This window comes from Acinetobacter guillouiae, from assembly GCF_002370525.2.
In the GTDB taxonomy this organism is placed as follows: Bacteria; Pseudomonadota; Gammaproteobacteria; order Pseudomonadales; family Moraxellaceae; genus Acinetobacter; species Acinetobacter guillouiae.
Window position 1 is genome coordinate 3,426,089 of record NZ_AP014630.1, and the last position, 19,871, is coordinate 3,445,959.

The following is a 19,871-nucleotide window of genomic DNA, read 5'->3' on the forward strand; positions in this document are numbered from 1 at the left end:
ACCAAGAAAACTAGCAATTATCACCAACTGTTCAAAGTAAATTGCCATTGTTAAATATTTTCTATGCATTACATTGAGGAAAAATTAAAATTCATTGAGGACGAGGATGAAAGCAGGACGAGCAAGTAAAACTGCTGAAGCGGCAGCAGCAATTAGGGCCAATCACCATTTAAATGCCAACGATCCAGTATTCTCTGACCCTTATGCATTTGAAATGACCAATTCACAATGGCGCTTACTTTTAAATAACGCCCTTCTACGTAAAGCGTTAAATTCCAATTTGATGAATCAAACTTTTGGTAAATTGACTGGACAAGTGGTGGGGCGTTCTCGCTATACAGAAGATCTTTTAAAGCAAGCGATTGAACATGATCATATTCAACAGTATGTATTGGTTGGCGCTGGTCTAGACTCTTTTGTATTACGCTTGGCCCAGCAATACCCTCAACTCAAAATATTTGAAATTGATCATCCTGATACACAAAGAACCAAATTAGAAAAATTAAAAAAGCTCAGTAATACAGGTGAGCTCCCAAGTAATGTGGAATTTGTAGGGATTGATTTTGAAAAAGAAAAACTGTCTGATGCTTTGGCGCGTAGTGGATTTCAAAACACCCAAGCCGCATTTTTTTCATGGCTGGGCACAACCCATTATTTAACCCCACAAGCAACCCTAGCAACCTTACACAACATTGCATCCTTTACTGGCAAAAATAGCCAAGTCGTGATGGATTATTCGATTGATTATAAAGCCTTAGAAGGTATTGAGCGTTTGGGTAGCTTCGCAGTGTCACAGTTTACTCGTTTCTTAAAAGAGCCTTTGATTGGCTCGTTTGCTTCGCAAACATTGCATCATGCAGTTGAAATGATGGGTTATCAGGTGGTTGAAGATTTATCAGGTAAAGACATTACCCATCGTTACTTTAACCATCGTGCTGATCATATTCGTCATACCCATGCCACGCATTTGATCCATTTAAAAATAGGTTAATACTTGAATACCAGCCAAGGAATAGCTGAAGAATTGATGTTTAAACCCAATACACTGAATATTTTTTAATTGCTGATCAAGATCTAAGTTCAATCTAAGGTTACAATGCGCGCTCTAGCCTTTGCACTTAAGCTTTTGTACTCCCATGACTGACGCTATTCACTCCCCCGTAAAACACTGGTGCGAATTTGAGTTTATTTCTAAGACTGTGAAAAATCTCAATATTCATATTAAAGGAAATTATTCTTATTATTCGGCATATTGGGATCAGGGATTTGAACGTTGCGTGGTGCGTTATTTGCACGATAAGCCATCAACTGTAGAGAAACCAATTGACCAGTTATATATTGGTAACTTTGTTTGTTTTGGGGCGGAATGTGTGATCATGATGGGTGGCAATCAATTACATCGCCCTGACTGGATTTCTACATTTCCTTTTGATACCCGTAGCTTTTTACCCGCTGGGGATACGGTGATTGGCGATGGCTGTTGGATTGGCAGTCGTGCCATGATTATGCAAGGGGTAACGCTAGGTGAAGGTGCCATCGTTGCTACAGGTGCAGTCGTCACTCAAGACGTGCCAGCGTATGCAATTGTCGGTGGTGTACCAGCAAAACTCATTAAATATCGGTTTTCTCAAGATCAGATTGAAAAATTACAGTCAGTTAAATTGTATGATTTAGATGAGAAGCAAATTCTAAAAATTCGAGAGCGATTACAAAGCGATGATATCAATCAATTGATTGATTTTTTAAAAGCAGCAGAATAATACCCTCGGTATAGGTTAATAATCACACAAAAAGCAAAAAGGGCTAAATATCAATTTAGCCCTTTTGCAAAGATTAAAATCTTTTGCTACACATCAGAATTTAACACAACATTTTGCTGTGCATTTTTTAACTTTCGTTGTTTCAGATAATAAGCAAGCATCAAACAAAGAATCCATGCTGGAATCATCATCACTGCAATACGCATATTCTCGGTGAATGACATTACCACCAGAATACCCAACATAAAGATAATGCAAAGATAATTACTGAATGGATAAGCAATACTTGGAAACTTGGTGGTCTGCCCTTGTGTTTGCATGGCTTTACGGAACTTTAAATGCGTCCATGAAATAACCACCCAGTTAATCACAATTGCAGCAACCACCAACATCATCAATAAACCAAATGCTTTTTCTGGAAATGCATAATTGAGTAGTACACATAAAACTGTGACAAAAGCTGAAACATAAACCGCATTGGTTGGAATACCACGCTTATTAATATGCTTAAGGAACTTCGGTGCATTACCCTGTTGCGCTAAACCAAGTAACATCCGACTACTACAATAACTGGTCCCGTTATACACCGAAACAGCTGCGGTAAGAATGACAAAATTCAGTAAGGTTGCAACACCATGACTATCCAGTGAAGCAAATACCATTACAAATGGACTACCGCCTTCTGCCATTTGGTTCCATGGAAAAAGTGCAAATAAGATAAACAGTGTTGCAATATAGAAAATCAAAATACGATAAATAATTTGATTGACTGCTTTAGGCAAAGTTTTATCAGGATCACGCGCTTCTGCTGCGGTAATACCAAATAGCTCAATCCCACCAAAGGCAAAAATAATCACAGCCATTGCCATGACTAAACCTTCCACACCAAATGGGAAAAACCCGCCCAATGCCCAAAGGTTACTAATGCTTGCCTGTGGCCCTGCTGTACCTGTTGCAAGTAGATAGGAACCAAAGCCTATCATGGCTAGGATTGCCAAAATTTTGACGATAGAGAACCAAAACTCCATTTCACCAAAAAATTTTACATGCAATAAGTTGATACCGTTGATTAAAACAAAAAACACCAATGCTGAAATCCAAGTTGGAATTTCAGGCCACCAATATTGAATATAAAGACCAATTGCGCTCAGCTCTGCCATACATACCAAAACATTGAGTACCCAATAATTCCAGCCAGACATAAAACCTGCAAATGAGCCCCAGTATTTGTAAGCAAAGTGACTAAATGAACCACTGACGGGTTCTTGAACCACCATTTCACCTAACTGTCGCATCATTAAAAATGCAATAAATCCAGCAATCGCATAACCGAGTATGACTGAAGGACCAGCAAGCTTAATCGATTGCGAAATACCCAGAAACAATCCTGTACCAATAGCACCACCTAGCGCGATAAGCTGGATGTGCCGATTGCTTAAACCATGTTTCAGGTTTCCTTGCTCATGTTTTGACATATGATTATTCTCATCCTTGTCTCGTAATTTTTGTATTCAAAATTACGTATATCATAAGTTAATCAAAAATGCCTATATCTAATCGAAAAATAATTGATTTACTTTTCTCATAACCGCGCATATAAGCAGAAAATTCAACAAATAACAATTATTATGAATTATGTAATTAAATTATGTATTGCGTAATCAAATATTTTCAGTATGATAGAAATCATAAGACGCTGACAGCTTGCTTGAGTCACTTGAACAAAGCATCTAAATAACTTTATATTTATTTGTTTTTCAAATACTTAAGAAAAAATATCAAAGATTTTGATCATCCCTAACAAAATTAAAGACAAGGAAAGCAAATCATGAGCTCACATTTAACTTGTTTTCTTGAAATTGACTCACACTCAGATTTCACAATACATAATTTGCCCTACGGTATTTTTAGTGAAACACCCCAAGGCACAAAACGAGTGGGTGTTGCCATTGGAGATTGGGTCATAGACCTTGCCCACTTAGAGGCACATGGACTATTAGCGATCAATGGACATCAAGATTGTTTTAATCAAGCGACACTCAATAAATTTATAGAAACGGGTAAACACAACTGGCAAAAGGTTCGTACGACATTACAAAGTCTACTCTCTGCTGAAAATCCAACACTTCGTGATGATCTGGTTTTACGCCAAAACGCATTGTTTAAGCAAAATACAGTCACTTTGCACTTACCTATTCAAGTCTCTGGCTATACAGATTTCTACTCGTCCAAAGAACATGCCACCAATGTCGGAACCATGTTTAGAGATCCAAAGAATGCATTGCTTCCAAACTGGAGCGAACTTCCTGTGGGATATAATGGTCGTGCCAGCTCTGTGATTGTCAGTGGCAAAGATATTGTTCGCCCTTCTGGCCAAATCAAATTACCAGATCAAGAACGCCCTATTTTCTCTGCAACACGTAAACTCGATTTTGAATTAGAAACTGCCTTTATCGTTGGTAAAGCGACTGAATTGGGTGAGCCTATCGCAATTGCAGATGCTTGGGAGCATATTTTTGGTATGGTTTTGCTCAATGACTGGTCGGCACGTGATATTCAACAATGGGAATACGTACCATTAGGTCCGTTTAACGCCAAGACTTTTGCAAGTGCAATTTCACCTTGGGTAGTGACCATGCAAGCACTGGAACCATTTAAAGTCAAAGGTCCACAACAACAGCCTAAACCACTTTGCTATTTAGAAGAAAACATTGCCAACAGCTATGATATTCACCTCAGTATTGAAGTTCAAAGCCCTCAATCAGCACAAGCTGATGTAATTTGCCAAACCAACTTTAAATATATGTATTGGTCAATGGCACAGCAACTCACCCACCACACGATTGCAGGTTGCAATGTCCAAGTCGGTGACTTGATGGGTTCAGGCACAATTTCAGGTCCTACAGAAGATGCTTATGGTAGTTTGCTTGAACTGACATGGAATACCACCAAACCGCTAACCCTCTCGAATGGCGAAAAACGTGGTTTCTTGCAAGATGGTGACCGTGTTGTGATGAAAGGCTACTGTGAAAAAGCAGGGATCCGAGTGGGCTTTGGTGAGGTTGCCAATAGCATTTTACCAGCACGCCAGTTTAACTTTCATCAAACAGAAGACTTGAGCTATGAAACTGTATAGTTATTTTCGTAGCTCTGCGGCTTATCGGGTTCGGATTGCACTGAACCTCAAACAACTGAGTTATGAAATACAGCCCGTGCATTTGGTTAAGAATGAGCAACTGCTAGAGTGTTACCAAACCGTTAATCCAAGCCAATGTGTTCCAACTTTAGTGGATGAAGATCAAAGCTTTTTACAGTCACTCAGTATTTTGGAATATCTGGAAGAACGTTATCCAGCAATTTCATTGTTGCCTGACAATATCGTCACGCGCAGTAAAGTACGTGCTTTTGCACAAGCGATCGCCTGCGATATTCATCCGTTAAATAATTTAAGAGTCTTAAAGTATTTACAACATGATCTCAGTCTCAGTGACGAGCAAAAAAAACACTGGTACCAACACTGGATCATAGAGGGCTTTAACAGCTTAGAAGCCCAACTACAAGATTCAAACGGGCAATTCTGTTTTGGTACACAACCTACATTTGCAGACTGTTGTTTGATTCCTCAAGTCTATAACGCCAAACGCTTTAAAATTGATTTAAGCGCTTTTGCAAAGATTGAGTCGATTAGTCAACACTGTTTAACCCTTCCTGCCTTCTTCAATGCAGCCCCAGAACAACAACCAGATTGGGAATAAAGATAAAGGAGTTTTATCATGAGCTTTGCGATTAAAAAAATTCACCATGTGGCTTATCGTTGTAGAGATGCCAAAGAAACCGTGGAATGGTATAAAAAAATGCTCAATATGGATTTTATTTTGGCCTTTGCTGAAGACCATGTGCCTTCGACCAAAGCCTTTGATCCGTATATGCATTTGTTCTTAGATGCTGGGCAAGGCAATGTATTGGCATTTTTTGAACTGCCCACTCAACCCGGTATGGGGCGTGACGAAAATACCCCTCAATGGGTTCAACATATCGCATTTGAAGTTGAAGACCTCGATACGTTATTGATTGCAAAAGAACATCTTGAAACACAGGGTGTTAAAGTTCTTGGTGTCACCAACCATGGCATTTTCCACTCGATTTATTTCTTTGACCCCAATGGTCACCGTTTAGAACTGACCTATAACGATGTGCATGCAGATGCAAAAATTGCACGAATTACCGAAGAAATGAAATTAGAAATGCTGGAAGAGTGGAGCCGTACCAAACGTGCGCCTCAGCATACTCATTTTTTGCATGAAGACGAATTGGGAGCATAATTATGCTCAGTTGAGTATGTCGGGTTGCCAAAGCCAACTGAGTACTTACTAAATTTATTAATCGAATGATTCGTGATTTGGTGTCCTAGATCTAGTTGAACACGATATTAAGCAGCATTAACGGCACACAATGCTCGTTTTGCTGGAACTTATGTAACCTTCAACTAACAACAGCAATCAGCATTTAAAATATTGCTGTGGGTCAATGGTGGAACTCATCGGTATTGAAGCGTTGTGACTCCAATACCGATTTTTATCGGCTCAACTTTAATGGTCTAGACCTTTTGATGATGTCCTGTTGTTTAATAAATCATATGCAGCACTACAAAAACAATTGTATGCTGATAACATTCACTGAGGCTCTGTTGAGATTTCATTTAAAAAGATAAGTTCTATTTTGTACAATGCTCAGGCACTATGTGTTAAATATGTAAATCAAATATCGACAGCACATCAACACTGCTAGATCGTATGCAGATTAAGGGTTATTCAATGATTGAAGAAAAGTTGTCTGGTGGGGTTCAATCACTTGAGGTGGGCTTAGCCGTTCTCAATGCCCTTTTGGAACATAATAAGCCGATTATTTTAAAAGAGCTGTCGAGTAAACTTGATATGCATCCAGCCAAGGTACATCGTTATCTTGTCAGTTTGATTCGGATGAATTATGCAAAACAACTTGAAGATGGTCAGTATGCGCTTGGTGATCAAGCTTGGCGTTTAGGTTTAAACTGTATCCAACACACCGATGTTTTACAGCTTGTTCAGCACCTTATTTATGAACTACAAAGTAAAATTGGTTGCGGGATTCAAATCAGCAAATGGTCACCTAAAGGCCCATTAGTTGTACAGTCGATTGAATCAAATCATCCGATTTCAATTGTGACCAAGGTCGGTTCGATCATGCCTTTAGTCAATTCAGCTGCTGGCCGGGTTTTTGCCTCCTATTTACCTGAAGCGCTAATCAAACCACTGATGCACTCCGAATGGGAAAAAGCAACGCTGAACCATAGTCAGGTCAAACCCACCAACTGGGACGAGTTTCTTGTTTTAAAAGAAAATACATTACAGCAAGGTATGGCAATTGCCCAAGGTGACTTGCTTGTTGGCATCAATGCTGTAGGTTTACCTATTTTCAATGCGCATCTTGCAATGGAATTTTGTATTGTTGCATTAGACAGTGAAATGTTTTTACCAGTCAACGCAGGTAGTGAAAAACTTGAACTATTTAAACGTGAAGTTGCTGCGATGAATCAATACATACAAACACGATAATTTCTATTGAAAGATCGTAAAAAGCCAAGAATTTAATTCTTGGCTTTTTTCTATTGAGTACGATTTTGTTATTTGGCTTCTAATACACCACGGCGGATTTGGTCACGTTCAATTGATTCAAACAATGCCTTAAAGTTCCCCTCACCAAAACCATCATCGTCTTTACGTTGGATAAATTCAAAGAATACAGGTCCAAGCATATTTTCAGAGAAAATCTGTAATAACAGTTTTTTCTGACCGTCTTTGGTATTGCCATCTAACAGAATACCGCGCTTTTGCAGCTCTTCTGTCGGTTCACCATGATCAGGCAAACGATCTTTTAACATTTCATAATAAGTTTCAGGAGGTGCCGTCATAAATTTCAGCCCTAAGCCTTTTAACTTATCCCATGTTGAAATTAAGTCATCGGTAATAAAAGCAATATGTTGAATGCCTTCACCATTAAAGTCAGCCAAAAACTCGGCGATTTGCCCATTGCCTTTGTCTGAGTCTTCATTCAAAGGAATACGAATCATCCCATCAGGTGCAGTCAGCGCCTTAGAAGTTAAACCCGTATATTCACCTTTGATATCGAAATAGCGAATTTCTTGGAAGTTAAAGATTTTTTCATAGAAATTAGCCCAATAATCCATGCGCCCTTTATAGACATTATGGGTTAAATGATCAATTTCATTTAAACCAGCACCACGTGGATTTCGATTTTCGTCATCAAAGAATACAAAATCATTTTCATAAATATCACGATCGACCAAGAAAATTGGCATACCGCCTATCCCTTTAATCGCTGGGATATTTAATTCCATTGGTCCTGCTTGCGAATACATTGGCTCTGCGCCAAGTTCAATTGCATTTTTAAAAGCTTTGGCTGCATCACGTGTTCTAAACCCCATTGCACATGCTGATGGGCCATGTTCTTTAAAGAAGAATGATGCATAAGATTCAGGTTGGTAATTCAAGATAATATTGATATTACCCTGACGCCATAAATAAACTTTTTTTGATTTATGCTTTGCGACTTTAGCAAAACCAATTGCTTCAAAGATTTGATCTAATCCATTTTCTGTCGAAACAAACTCAATAAAAGCAAAGCCACATAGTTCTAATGGGTTATCTAAAATATCCATCTAGTTTCCCTTATTTGAATAAATTCATCCGTTTTTTAATGCCGAGAAAAGATCACAGGTATTTAGGTCAATCGACAAAACATCCTGATTTGAACTCTTCCTTTCCATAATTTAGTCCATGTAAAGCGCTAACCTTGAGCTGCATTTACACTGACGCTTAACTCTAAATTTATCCTACAAGAAAGCTTTAATTTATGCAATACATAATCAAATTATGTTATGTGTAATTTTACTTCTTATTCTAATTACGTCGAGCATACTATTTTCGCGCAAATAGCATTACATTATTATGAGACTTTTCTACTAGATTTGATGTTTCAGGTTAAAACGCTTCCCAACTTAAATCGTTATTTATCGTCCTTTAAAATTTGGCTTATCTTTCATTAAAAAAGCGCGAACACCTTCTAAAAAATCTGCTGACTGCCCTGCCTGTCTTTGCAAATCCTGCTCAACTTTAACTTGGCTGGTAAAATCATTTTGCATGCTGACCCGCATCGCTTGCTTAATCAAGGCAAAACTCAGGCTGGCTTGGGTTGCCAAATGCTCAGCTAAAGCAACAACCTCTATCTGTAACTGATCATCTTCTACCACTTTATAAATCATTCCCAATCGTTCAGCTTCATCTGCACTGATTTTTTCAGCAGTCAGCATCAATGCTTTGGCTTTGGCAAAGCCGATCATACGCGGCAATAACCAAGTTGCACCACAGTCTGGAATTAAGCCAATTTTACTAAAGATTTGTGAAAAGCTTGCAGACCTTGCTGCAATCACGATATCACATAACAATACTAAGCTCGCTCCCGCACCAGCTGCAACGCCATTTACAGCACAGATGATCACTTTTGGTAGTGTATTGATGAGCGCTAATAAAGGATTAAAGTATTTTTCCAAGACCAAACCCAAGTCTATAGCACCGCCATCAAATAAATCCGGGTTTATCGCCTGACCTGCACAAAATGCTTTTCCAATCGCAGCAATCACAATAATGCGGATTTCGGTATCATCTTTCCATTGTGTTAAGACCTCTGCAATTTCAAGGCACATTTGCGGTAAAGCTATTGAATTGTTCAGGCCGATTTAAGCTCAAATATCCAACTGCATTTTTTTCTTCGACGATAATTGTTTGATATTCCATTGTCTTTTCCTTTTAATCCATGGTTTAAATTGTAATGTCCTATTATTTTCAGTATTTATATTTAAAACATTTTAAAGCAAGAACTGAATTTACAATTTGCCAATTGTTTCATTCAGCCTCTATATTTTCTCAATTGTGTATGGCTTTTGTTTAAACAATTTAAAGCTTTATTTTGATCATGCTTGATTGCATCTCGATCTTTATTTTATTGATTGATTTATCTTTTTATTCAGCTGCATTTGCAAGCAAAAAAACGATGTAACTTGATGCCAATGCTTTTAATTAAATTTATGATATTTATATGAATTATCCCTACACATTTACTCGGTTTTATTCATCTCATATTCACGTTATGATGATTCTATAGACTTAGAATTGTAATAAATATTCAACTCAGCTTTTCGGTAAAATAAGGAAAATAGACATGGCTTATCAAAATATCCTCGTTCCTGTTGATGGTTCAGAAACCTCATTATCTGTTGTGAAACATGCGGTTGAATTTGCCAAAGCATTTAACAGTAAAATCACGGTTGTACAGGTGATGACCTTAGACCCTTATATTGCATCAGAATATTTGGCACATGGTCAAAGCAATATGCTGATTGAGCGTGCTCGTGAATTTATTCAATCCAATATCAATGTGGCAAAAGATCAATTTGCCGCAGAAGGCGTGCAAGTTGAAACACGTTTACTCGAAGGCGAAAATATTGCACATACTTTAAATCAAGCTGTGCAGGATTTAAAAATTGATTTGGTCATCCTCAGTTCACATGGTCGTACCGGACTGAAAAAAATTATTATGGGCAGCGTAGCGCAAAGCTTATTAACTGAATTACAAATCCCTGTTTTAGTAATTAAATAATTTTCACCACTTGTTTTAAAGATTCCTCACTATCTTTATAGTGAGGAACTAAGGTGCCCATTGATATTTTTTTAGATTTATTTTGCCATCAATAACCACAACATCCTCAGCCAATAACTTTGCAGTCTGAATACACATTCCCTTTTCATCCAGCTTTTTTAAGCTGATTCTCCCTTGTGAATTAACCACGCGATACCAAGGGATATCATGATCTTCAGGTAACTGTCCCAATACACGCCCAACCAACCGTGCATGTTTGGGTAAGCCTGCATATTTGGCGACTTGACCATAACTGGCAACTTTACCTTGGGGAATTTGTATGATGACATTTAAAATCATCTGAGCGAGTTCATGATTTGACATTTTTTAGATCAATCAAGTAATAAAAAATAATATTCATAATCATCTTGGCAAACAGCGTTAAATTGACTTTGAAAATAGGCTTTAAACATTTTAGGCAAATGTAATTTGACTGTACATAATCTAATCTTAAATCGTACCTCAAATACAACAACAAGAGTATTCAAAGATGAAAGGAATCTTCAACAAACTGATTTTATCGACGGCATTGGCAATGGGTTCTGTGGTAACAGTAGGCCTATCGACCACAAGCTATGCTGCTCCAGCGATTGACATTCAAAGTGTGCTTCAACAAGAACGTGCATGGGCGGGCATGGAAACCAAACGTGTAAAAGTGGGTGATATTGATTGGGCTTATAGTGAAGGCGGACCAGCTGGTAAACCTACCATTATGCTCGTTCATGGCCTAGCTGGAAGTCGTGACAACTGGAATCGTGTGGCACGTTACTTAACGCCTTATTACCATGTGATTATTCCTGATCTTCCTGGTCAAGGTGACAGTAAAGTCCCTAACGATTTTGATTATTCATTGCCCAATCTCACTGAAAAATTACGTCGTTTTGCTGAAGCCATTAAAGTAGACAATGGTTTAAATGTCGCTGGTCACTCGATGGGTGGCTCGATTTCCTTACTTTACGCAGCACAATACCCTGTTGATACCAAATCTTTATTTTTAATTGATAGTGCAGGTGTATTTAAATCTGCCAATACTCCTTATTTAAAAGATCCGACAACTTTACGTAATATGATTGTCAGCAAGCCTGGCGATTTTGATCGTTTAATGAAAATTGCAACCAGTCTACCGCCTTTTATTCCTAAAGAATTAAAAGATGCTCAAGAGAAATTGATGATCAGCCAATCGGCAAACACCACCAAATTGGTTGAGCAACTGATTGTCATGTCTAAATTATTTACCCCAGATTCTTTTGCCATTGCAGCACGTTCGATTGACCAGCCGGTGTTGATTGCATGGGGAGATAAAGACCAAATTATCAATGTTGAAGCTGCGGCTGAACTCAAAGGCTTATTGAAAAATGCACAAGAGCCAATCATTCTAAAAGGAGTCGGGCATTTACCGATTTTAGAACAAGAGCAACTTTTGGTGAAACCTTACCTCGATTTCTTAGGCAAAAACGCAAAATAACAGCGCCAATAAAAAAGCCAGTATTGTTACTGGCTTTTTTATTGCGACAAACGTTTAAGAATATTGAAGTTTTAGCTTCTCAATTTTATACCTTAACTATTCATTTGGCTGAATGCGCTACATTTAGAAGTTACCAGGATTTTCCAATCGCTTCATTTCCTGTGCTTTTTCAGGATGATGTACAGAGGCCACACCATCTGCAGCTTTCTTGTCAACCAACGCTTCTGGGTTATAAATGGTGATGGTTTCATGCCCTTCGTTATCTTCACCCACAATATATTTGATGCCTTTACGGTTCATTTTATTGCACATGCGCTGATACCAACCTTTGAAACCTTGGGTTTCTTCATTTGGATTGTAATAAAAGGCATTCATGACTGCAGGTAAACCCAAACCACAGACGACACCTGAAAGTAATACGCTGATAAAGGTATAACCAATTAGAATACTACTGTAGTCACGTAGCTCAGGGACGTTTGCCACAGCAAGGATCAATGCAAGTGAAATCCCCCCACGAACCCCTCCCCAAGAAAGAATAGCCAGACTACCGTTATAGCTCTTTTTGCGAAACGATGGGAAAAATGCAAAAGCTAAATAATTTGCAGCAAAACGAGAGAGATGCAAGGCAAAGAAAGCAAAAATACCACCAAGAATCAGACTTGTGCTTAAATCTAAAATAAAGATTTCTAGACCAATCAAGGTAAAGAGAAAAGAGTTAATAATCCCTTCTACTGTATGCCAAAAATGATTGACCTCACGAATTTCACGATCCTGTAAAATTTCTTTCCATTTATTACCGACAATTAAACCACCGATCACACAGGCAATCGGAGCGGATGCATGGGCAAATAATGCAACCAGATAAGAACCACATGCCAATAATGCAGTGGTAAGAATCAAGGACTCCATCTCATGTTTACCACGTAATAAACGCAAGATTCCCAGACCAAAAGCCCAACCAATAATCACCGCAACCACAATTTCATATAAGAAAGTTTGTAGTGTTGCGGCTAAACTAAAATGCTCTCCTTCAAGGACATTTAATAAAGTCATGAAAACGGCGATACACATTGCATCATTAAATAAGGATTCACCTTCCAACTTAACAATCAGATGATGCGGCGCACGTACTGAACTGAGGACACCTTTGATCCCAATCGGGTCTGTCGCACCTAAGGCAGAACCCAGTAACAACAAAACTAAAATTGGAACGGGATTGCCAATCAAGAATTGGAAACCAAACACCAATCCTGCAAAAAATACAGCACAGAGCAGTAAGGCAATTGTTGCCAAGATACTGATCGGCTTCCAATAAACTTTTAAATCTGAAACCTTAAATTTAAGTGCTGAAGAGGTCAAAATGAAGCAAATGACACCATTGACTAAAAAATCATAAAAATCGACATGCCGTACAGCTTCTTCAATATTATGAATATTAATCGAGATAAATTGATTGCCATTGAGTAAGCTGGCACCCCATTGCAAAATAAAGACAAAAATTGCAGAAACAATGGGAACACCAATGGCTTGAGGGAAACCTAATATTCGCTTATTAAAAATTGTAGTCGCGATAGAAAGCGCAAAAATGACTGTAAAGACCTGAAGAAAGAAATAGTTACCCATCCGAAACCTGTTTTAGATTTTTAATTTAAATGCACATCAAACACTCAATCATTTTTTTATAAAATATAAAATAAGAGACCATTTAACAATCTAGATAATTGTACAAAAAAAACTGAAATATGATGATTACTGGTTATATTTTTTAACATAAAAAGCGCTTAAAAAAAAATTGATTGAGAAAAAAAGAGAACATGATGTTCTCTTCTTTAACCCAATAATCCCTAGCTATCTATTTAAAGGTATCACACGCATTGATATCACCCGAATTCATACCGATATTAAACCATTGCATACGTTGCTGACTGGTGCCATGCGTAAAGCTGTCTGGTACCGCATAACCACGTGCTTTTTTCTGTAAGTAGTCATCACCAATTTTTTCAGCGGCATCCATCGCCTCTTCAATATCACCCTGTTCTAAAAACTGGGTGCGTTGTTGTGTACGATTGGCCCAAACCCCAGCCAAACAATCCGCTTGTAATTCTAAACGTACTGAAAGTTGATTGCCCTGAGTTTCACTGGCACGTTGGCGTGCTTGTTGAACCTGAGACGATATTCCCAATAAATTCTGTACATGGTGCCCAACTTCATGCGCAATTACATAGGCTTGTGCAAAATCACCCGCTTCATCTTTAGCTGAAAGCTCGGATTGATTTTTTTCCCCTGAGATGCCCATCTGTTGGCGCATATCTTTAAAGAACTGGGTATCGATATACACTTTTTGATCTGCTGGGCAATAAAATGGCCCCATTGCAGACTCAGCTGTACCACAGCCTGATTGTATCGCACCACTAAACATCACCAGCTTAGGTGAAACATACTGTACACCTTGTTGTTGGAAAATCGGTTTCCAAGTATCTTCGGTATCTGCCAAAACGGTTTTAACAAAAGATGCCGTTTCCTGCTGTTCAGGGGTTAAATTGGTTGGTGCGGAATTTTGACTTGCTCCAGCCGAAGTCACCTGTTTGGTCGCTTGATAGGCTTGCTGTGGGTCAACACCAAAGAATTTCCATGCAACAAAAGCGACGATTAAACCCAGGATACTAATTCCACCCGCTTTTACGCCACCACCGCCACGGCGATCTTCGACATTATCACTTTCTCTACGTCCTTTCCAACGCATAGATCGGTCCTTTTTATTTTAAATTGGCTATCGTTTAGGATGTGCTTTGCATTTAGGCTGTTGTTGATTTACCACGAACTTTTTGAATAAGTCCAACAACCAATACCACGGCTAAGCCTGCAACGATACCAATCAGTAAATTGATTAACGTTGGTGTTAATGCACCAATAACACTACCAACAGTTGGAATATGTTGAATATGATCAACGGCTTCTTCTGACCAATGATGCAAAGTTGATACCGCATGGGTGATGATCCCCCCACCGACAAGGAACATTGCAATGGTTCCGACAATCGTTAATGTTTTCATTAACTTTGGTGCAAATACCAGTAAACCACGGCCAATGCTTTGTTTAACATTTGATGCTTGTTGGGTTAAGTACAAACCTAAATCATCAATCTTTACAATCATGGCGACAAAGCCATAAACACCGACCGTCATTAAAATTGCGATGACAGATAGCACCATCACTTTGGTACCAAATGCTGCCGTCGCAACAGTCCCTAAAGAAATCACCACAATTTCAGCAGAGAGAATAAAGTCTGTACGTATCGCGCCTTTAATTTTATCTTTTTCAAATGTGGCTAAATCAGTTTCGATTTGTTCAAGTTCCACTTGCGCCGCTTCACCAGTTTTGGCTTTTTTATGCTGCAAACTATGTAGAACTTTTTCAACACCTTCATAGCAAAGAAACAGACCACCAATCATTAACAATGGATTAATCAACCATGGTGCAACCACACTGATCAGCAAAGCCAAAGGCACTAAAATTAATTTATTGATAAAGGAGCCCTTCGCCACACCCCATACCACCGGAAGCTCACGCTCTGCTCTTACACCACTCACTTGTTGCGCGTTCAGTGCTAAATCATCACCTAAAACACCCGCAGTTTTTTTAGCCGCCATTTTACTCATGACTGCAACATCATCGAGCACTGCTGCGATATCATCTAATAATATTAATAGACTACTTGCCATTTTTTATCCAAAATTTTAGTTATCCTGTCATTTTAAAGTGAAAATTCATTTTTCTATATAAAATTTTGTAGATTTTCACATTTATTGATAAAAATTGGTTCTACACCATTTTTCGCTGACATTAAAATAAATTATCTCGTACAATAGTGCCCATTCATAAAACACGACTGTCTATACAAAGACTTTGGAAGCGATAATGACGAATCAAGATAATCGTCCTGTGATTTTGACAGGCGACCGTCCTACTGGACAACTACATTTGGGACATTTTGTAGGTTCTTTGCGCTCACGAGTAGGCTTACAAGATTCTCATCATCAACACCTCCTTCTCGCAGATGCTCAAGCTTTAACAGATAATGCGGATAACTTTGAAAAAGTTCGTCGTAATATTCTTGAAGTAGCAACAGACTATTTAGCAGTCGGCATTGACCCAACAAAAACCACAATCTGTGTTCAATCTTGCTTACCCGCGTTGAATGAACTCACCATGTTGTATTTAAACTTTGTGACGGTTTCTCGTTTAGAACGTAACCCAACCATCAAAGCTGAAATTCAATTACGTGGTTTTGAGCGTGATATTCCAGCAGGTTTTCTTTGCTACCCTGTTGCACAAGCTGCCGATATTACTGCATTTAAAGCCACTGTCGTGCCAGTTGGTGAAGACCAAATTCCAATGATCGAACAGACCAATGAAATTGTTCGTCGTTTAAACCGTCAAATTGGACAAGAAGTTTTACCTGAGTGTAAAGCGCTTTTATCCAATATGAGCCGTTTACCTGGCTTTGATGGTAAAGCCAAAATGTCGAAATCATTGGGCAATACCATCGTGTTAGATGCAACCGATAAAGACATCAAAAAAGCAGTCAATGCAATGTATACCGATCCAAACCATCTGCGTATTGAAGATCCAGGTCAGGTTGAAGGAAATATTGTCTTTACTTATTTAGATGCTTTTGATCCAAATAAAGAAGAAGTTGAAGAACTAAAAGCACATTATCGTCGTGGTGGTTTAGGCGATGGTACTGTGAAAAAACGTCTTGAAGGTGTGTTAAAAGAATTGATTACACCAATCCGTGAACGTCGTATGGAACTAGCCAAAGATCCAGATTACATCATGGATATCTTAAAAACTGGTACGGAAAAATGCCGTATCATCACTCAAGATACTTTAGATGAAATCAAAAATGGTTTAGGCGTATTTCATTTCTAAAATGTGCTGATTGTCTAAGCAAAAAAAGCCACTGAATTCAGTGGCTTTTTTTACGACATCTTTTATAACATCATAAATTAATTTTTATGACGCATATGTGGGAATAAGATCACATCACGGATACTTGCTGCATTGGCAAATAACATCACTAAACGATCGATACCAATACCTTCACCTGCTGTAGGAGGTAAACCGTATTCTAATGCTTCAATAAAGTCAGCATCGAAATGCATTGCTTCATCATCGCCCGCATCTTTTTCAGCAACTTGCGCTTGGAAGCGTTCAGCTTGGTCAATTGGATCATTTAATTCCGAGAAACCATTTGCCAACTCACGACCACCGATAAAGAATTCGAAGCGGTCTGTGATATGTGGATTATCATCATTTCGGCGTGCTAACGGCGAAGTTTCCGCAGGATATTCTGTGATAAATGTCGGCTGACGTAATTGAGTTTCAACAGTTTCTTCAAATACGATGGTTTGTAGTCGACCTAAACCAAAACCTGGTTTAACTTGCTCTTTTAACTCTTCACGAATAAATGTTGCCAAGAATTCACGATCCGAAACATTTTCAGCAGTGAAATTTGGATTATGCTCAAGAATCGCATCAAACATCGAGATTTTCTTAAATGGACCTTTGAAGCTATACACTTCTTCACCATAAGGAACATCTGTTGAACCCAAGATGTCGATTGCTAATTTTTCAAGCATACCCTCTGTCAAAGCCATGAGATCTTTGTAATCAGCATAAGCTTGATAGAATTCAATCATGGTGAATTCTGGGTTATGACGCGTTGAAACACCTTCGTTACGGAAGTTACGGTTAATTTCAAATACACGCTCAAAACCACCAACAACCAAACGTTTTAAGTAAAGCTCAGGTGCAATACGCAAGAATAATGGCATATCTAATGCATTATGGTGTGTTTCAAATGGACGCGCTGACGCACCACCTGGAATCACATGCATCATCGGAGTTTCAACTTCCATAAAACGTTCATTGATGAGATAGTTGCGAATACCTGACACAACTTTTGCACGAATTTCAAAAGTTTTACGTGTTTCTTCATTCACAATTAAGTCTAAATAACGTTTACGGTATTTTACTTCTGTGTCATTCAAACCATGGAACTTGTCTGGAAGTGGACGAAGCGATTTCGTCAATAATTCAAAATGTTCAATATGAACATATAAATCACCTTTGCCAGAACGACCGATATAACCTTGAACAGCAATAATATCGCCAAGATCTAGACTTTTCACAGCTTCTAGAACTTCAGGTGCAAGCTCTTTACGTGGCACATACAATTGAATACGGCCGGTCATGTCTTGAATCACGATGAATGAACCACGGTTCAACATCACACGACCCGCTACAGATACGTGAACTTGCTCGCCTGCTTCAATTTGTTCTTTAGATTGATCTGCAAATTGTTCTTGTAGATCTTGCGCATAATGCTCACGCTTAAATGTGTTTGGCCATGGGCTAACACCGGTTTCCTTGGCGTGATCTTGAATTTGCTTTAACTTGGCATGACGCTGTGCAATTAAATCGTTTTCGGAAATGTGTTGTTCAGAAGTCGATTGAGCGTTATGTTGCGTCATCTCTGCCTCGATTATATTAAAAAACGGAAGTTGCATAGCATAGCAGATTTACAACATAATGCGTATGAATATAACTCTACGAACCATGTAAAAATTAAAAATCATGAATAAATACTGGCAAGGATTCGCCCAAAGTATGATTCTTTTCAATGTTTTGTGGTTTTCAACTGTGGTTGATGCCGAGCAAATCGTTGTTATGAGCAATACTCAAAAAGATCTTCCTATAAAAATTGAAAGCACCAATCTCAATAATCAAGATTATATTTGGCAATTAGAAATCGTTCCAAATCGAACCAGTTTACAAAGCCAAGTCAAATTAATGAACCCACACCCCACTCAAAAAGTACTCAATTTAAGAGCTTTAGAACTGGCAAAAAAACTTACTCTGGATCAATTACCACAAGTCAGTAATGATTTTAAAAATAAAACCCTCAATGTTGATGAACAAAACATCGCAAAAATAAAATATTATTATGGGAAATACATTCTGTTTATTAAATTTCCAGCCCGCATCCAATACGCCATAAAACCCAACTTTTCACAAGTACAAAGCGCTTTAGAACCCTTTTGTGATCAAAGTAAGACACCATCTCAGAATAAAATTAAATTTGATCAACAAGGTAATATCTCGCTCTCAGCAAAATTTTTGGTAGATGCACAAGGACAAATCCTAAATATCCGTTACACCCCTTTCATTCACGAACAAATCAAGTCGATACTGCAACCTTTACTAGAAAAAATTCGCTTCCAACCACGTAATGAAAATGGTGTGGCAAAATCATTTTCTATTGAACAACCACTGATTATTCAATGCCATTAAACAATAATGAAAGTGCTAAGTTTCTTAATGGTTTTGTTCAGCCAATGATTTGACTATGGCAAACCCTTGCTGGAAAGCACGATCCATCATGTCCTTATATTCCTCAGAGGTTTCTATTTCAGCAGATAATGTGGTTGTTGCACCCTGTTCATTTAAGAAATATTTTTCTAAAGAGCCACTCCAACTTTGAACATCTTCACTAGTTGAATCTAAAACACCATTTTTCAAAACACCCAAATGTTTAAATACCACTTTTTTAAATTGCTCTAACTCTACAATGGTGGCGACCATACCATTGCCGCTGGCATCTTGAAATAAGGTTTCCCCGCCAATTTTCCAGTCAGACTGCATCTGCGAAGTTTCCGAAAACGGTTGGGTCCATTTGGAATAAGTATGGGTATCCCACAGGATATTCCATACTGTTTGTGCATTCGCTTGAATGACAATGTCATAGCTTAAAGTCATCATTTCTTTCTCTTATTTTATTGATCCAATCTATAGCTTAGTACAATAAAAACCCAGAATGATTAATTTTT

At 38.3% G+C, this 19,871-nt stretch carries 18 protein-coding genes and 1 pseudogene; 10 read left to right on the top strand and 9 right to left on the bottom strand.

The window, feature by feature from the left end; all coding sequences use genetic code 11:
- Nucleotides 1–106 precede the first annotated feature (106 nt).
- On the top strand, nucleotides 107–991 hold the full coding sequence (locus tag AS4_RS16045; RefSeq protein ID WP_096734814.1) for a class I SAM-dependent methyltransferase: 885 nt from the start codon (nucleotides 107–109) through the stop codon (nucleotides 989–991).
- Nucleotides 992–1,136: 145 nt separating this feature from the next.
- On the top strand, nucleotides 1,137–1,760 hold the full coding sequence (locus AS4_RS16050; protein ID WP_096734815.1) for a CatB-related O-acetyltransferase: 624 nt from the start codon (nucleotides 1,137–1,139) through the stop codon (nucleotides 1,758–1,760).
- Between the two features lie 86 nt (nucleotides 1,761–1,846).
- Here the strand turns inward: AS4_RS16050 and AS4_RS16055 are convergent, their stop codons facing one another.
- On the bottom strand, nucleotides 1,847–3,235 hold the full coding sequence (locus AS4_RS16055) for an amino acid permease (protein WP_004823234.1): 1,389 nt from the start codon (nucleotides 3,233–3,235) through the stop codon (nucleotides 1,847–1,849).
- Between the two features lie 353 nt (nucleotides 3,236–3,588).
- Here AS4_RS16055 and fahA point away from each other — a divergent pair, with 353 nt between their 5' ends.
- The 4 genes from fahA (at nucleotide 3,589) to AS4_RS16075 (ending at nucleotide 7,354) form a co-directional block, all read left to right on the top strand.
- Nucleotides 3,589–4,896, top strand: a complete 1,308-nt coding sequence (gene fahA, locus AS4_RS16060; RefSeq protein ID WP_096734816.1) for a fumarylacetoacetase — start codon at nucleotides 3,589–3,591, stop codon at nucleotides 4,894–4,896.
- Nucleotides 4,883–5,515 carry a maleylacetoacetate isomerase gene (gene maiA, locus AS4_RS16065; protein WP_096734817.1) on the top strand — a complete coding sequence of 211 codons (633 nt, stop codon included), beginning with the start codon at nucleotides 4,883–4,885 and terminating at the stop codon, nucleotides 5,513–5,515. Before fahA ends, maiA begins: the two co-directional genes overlap by 14 nt.
- 18 nt (nucleotides 5,516–5,533) lie before the next feature.
- Nucleotides 5,534–6,082: a VOC family protein gene (locus AS4_RS16070; protein WP_096734818.1), complete on the top strand. Its 549-nt coding sequence runs from the start codon at nucleotides 5,534–5,536 to the stop codon at nucleotides 6,080–6,082.
- Between the two features lie 492 nt (nucleotides 6,083–6,574).
- Complete coding sequence (locus AS4_RS16075) at nucleotides 6,575–7,354, top strand: IclR family transcriptional regulator (protein WP_096734819.1); 780 nt, start codon at nucleotides 6,575–6,577, stop codon at nucleotides 7,352–7,354.
- Between the two features lie 68 nt (nucleotides 7,355–7,422).
- Here the strand turns inward: AS4_RS16075 and hppD are convergent, their stop codons facing one another.
- Complete coding sequence (gene hppD, locus AS4_RS16080; RefSeq protein ID WP_004717360.1) at nucleotides 7,423–8,478, bottom strand: 4-hydroxyphenylpyruvate dioxygenase; 1,056 nt, start codon at nucleotides 8,476–8,478, stop codon at nucleotides 7,423–7,425.
- A 351-nt stretch (nucleotides 8,479–8,829) separates the two neighbouring features.
- A pseudogene (locus AS4_RS16085) lies at nucleotides 8,830–9,613 on the bottom strand (enoyl-CoA hydratase-related protein).
- A gap of 424 nt (nucleotides 9,614–10,037) precedes the next feature.
- On the opposite strand from AS4_RS16085, the gene AS4_RS16090 reads away from it, so the two are divergent.
- Nucleotides 10,038–10,475, top strand: a complete 438-nt coding sequence (locus AS4_RS16090) for a universal stress protein (RefSeq protein WP_004717364.1) — start codon at nucleotides 10,038–10,040, stop codon at nucleotides 10,473–10,475.
- Nucleotides 10,476–10,523: 48 nt separating this feature from the next.
- Here the strand turns inward: AS4_RS16090 and AS4_RS16095 are convergent, their stop codons facing one another.
- Nucleotides 10,524–10,838, bottom strand: coding sequence for an MGMT family protein (locus AS4_RS16095; protein ID WP_096734820.1), 315 nt, complete (start codon nucleotides 10,836–10,838; stop codon nucleotides 10,524–10,526).
- Nucleotides 10,839–11,004: 166 nt separating this feature from the next.
- Here AS4_RS16095 and AS4_RS16100 point away from each other — a divergent pair, with 166 nt between their 5' ends.
- Entirely contained in the window at nucleotides 11,005–11,979 is a 975-nt protein-coding gene (locus AS4_RS16100; RefSeq protein ID WP_096734821.1) for an alpha/beta fold hydrolase, read from the top strand.
- A 123-nt stretch (nucleotides 11,980–12,102) separates the two neighbouring features.
- Here the strand turns inward: AS4_RS16100 and AS4_RS16105 are convergent, their stop codons facing one another.
- The 3 genes from AS4_RS16105 to AS4_RS16115 form a co-directional block, all read right to left on the bottom strand.
- The gene (locus tag AS4_RS16105; protein ID WP_004717371.1) at nucleotides 12,103–13,602 is read right to left on the bottom strand and encodes a cation:proton antiporter; all 1,500 of its coding nucleotides are present in this window, start codon (nucleotides 13,600–13,602) and stop codon (nucleotides 12,103–12,105) included.
- A gap of 229 nt (nucleotides 13,603–13,831) precedes the next feature.
- Nucleotides 13,832–14,722: a KPN_02809 family neutral zinc metallopeptidase gene (gene ypfJ / locus AS4_RS16110; protein WP_096734822.1), complete on the bottom strand. Its 891-nt coding sequence runs from the start codon at nucleotides 14,720–14,722 to the stop codon at nucleotides 13,832–13,834.
- Nucleotides 14,723–14,774: 52 nt separating this feature from the next.
- The gene (locus AS4_RS16115; RefSeq protein WP_096734823.1) at nucleotides 14,775–15,701 is read right to left on the bottom strand and encodes a DUF808 domain-containing protein; all 927 of its coding nucleotides are present in this window, start codon (nucleotides 15,699–15,701) and stop codon (nucleotides 14,775–14,777) included.
- A 196-nt stretch (nucleotides 15,702–15,897) separates the two neighbouring features.
- Between AS4_RS16115 and trpS the strand changes: the two genes are divergently transcribed.
- Nucleotides 15,898–16,911 (top strand): tryptophan--tRNA ligase, encoded by a 1,014-nt coding sequence (gene trpS, locus AS4_RS16120; RefSeq protein WP_004717376.1) that lies wholly within the window; start codon nucleotides 15,898–15,900, stop codon nucleotides 16,909–16,911.
- Nucleotides 16,912–16,988: 77 nt separating this feature from the next.
- Here trpS and lysS read toward each other — a convergent pair whose 3' ends face one another.
- The gene (gene lysS, locus AS4_RS16125) at nucleotides 16,989–18,515 is read right to left on the bottom strand and encodes a lysine--tRNA ligase (protein ID WP_096734824.1); all 1,527 of its coding nucleotides are present in this window, start codon (nucleotides 18,513–18,515) and stop codon (nucleotides 16,989–16,991) included.
- A 103-nt stretch (nucleotides 18,516–18,618) separates the two neighbouring features.
- Between lysS and AS4_RS16130 the strand changes: the two genes are divergently transcribed.
- Nucleotides 18,619–19,335, top strand: a complete 717-nt coding sequence (locus tag AS4_RS16130; protein ID WP_096734825.1) for a hypothetical protein — start codon at nucleotides 18,619–18,621, stop codon at nucleotides 19,333–19,335.
- A gap of 24 nt (nucleotides 19,336–19,359) precedes the next feature.
- Here the strand turns inward: AS4_RS16130 and AS4_RS16135 are convergent, their stop codons facing one another.
- Nucleotides 19,360–19,803, bottom strand: a complete 444-nt coding sequence (locus tag AS4_RS16135) for an SRPBCC family protein (protein ID WP_096734826.1) — start codon at nucleotides 19,801–19,803, stop codon at nucleotides 19,360–19,362.
- Nucleotides 19,804–19,871: the final 68 nt, after the last annotated feature.